The following is a 566-nucleotide window of genomic DNA, read 5'->3' as shown; positions in this document are numbered from 1 at the left end:
GCGCCGGTCTGGTTGCTGGACGAGCCGACGCTCGGCCTCGACACGGCGTCGGTCGAACGGTTCGGCGGATTGCTGGCGGCCCACCGGGAGGGCGGCGGGGTGGTCCTGGCGGCGACCCACCTGCCGCTGCCGCTGCCCGGCGCGACGAGCCTGCACCTGGCATGAAGGTCTTCTCGGCCCTTGTCGGGCGCGAGCTGCGGCTCGCGCTGCGCTACGGCGCGGACACGCTGGCGGCGATCATGTTCTTCTTTGTCGCCGGCCTGCTGTTCCCCCTCGCGATCGGCCCGTCGCCGCAGATGCTGGGCCGCATCGCGCCGGGCATCGTCTGGGTCTGCGCCCTGCTGGCCGCGCTCCTGCCGCTCGACCGGCTGTTCGGCGCCGAGCTGGAGGACGGCTCGCTCGACCAGCTTCTGCTGTGCGGGCTGCCGGCGGCCGGGGTCGCGGCGGCGAAGGCGACGGCGCACTGGCTGACCACCGGACTGCCGCTGCTGCTGGCGGCGGGACCGCTCGCGATCATGCTGCGCCTGCCGCCCGACGCGCTGCCGGCGTTGCTGGCGGGGCTGCTG

1 protein-coding gene is annotated in these 566 nt (G+C 75.1%); it reads left to right on the top strand.

All coding sequences use genetic code 11. The annotated features are described in order from the left end of the window. Positions 1-161: 161 nt before the first annotated feature. Positions 162-566: heme exporter protein CcmB (locus B8460_RS19440; protein ID WP_048863282.1), on the top strand; the 405-nt coding region annotated here is incomplete at its 3' end.

The sequence above is a fragment of the Acidisphaera rubrifaciens HS-AP3 genome, from assembly GCF_000964365.1.
In the GTDB taxonomy this organism is placed as follows: Bacteria; Pseudomonadota; Alphaproteobacteria; order Acetobacterales; family Acetobacteraceae; genus Acidisphaera; species Acidisphaera rubrifaciens.
The sequence above is the reverse complement of the archived record's forward strand: the minus strand, read 5'-3'. Positions and strand labels throughout refer to the sequence as shown.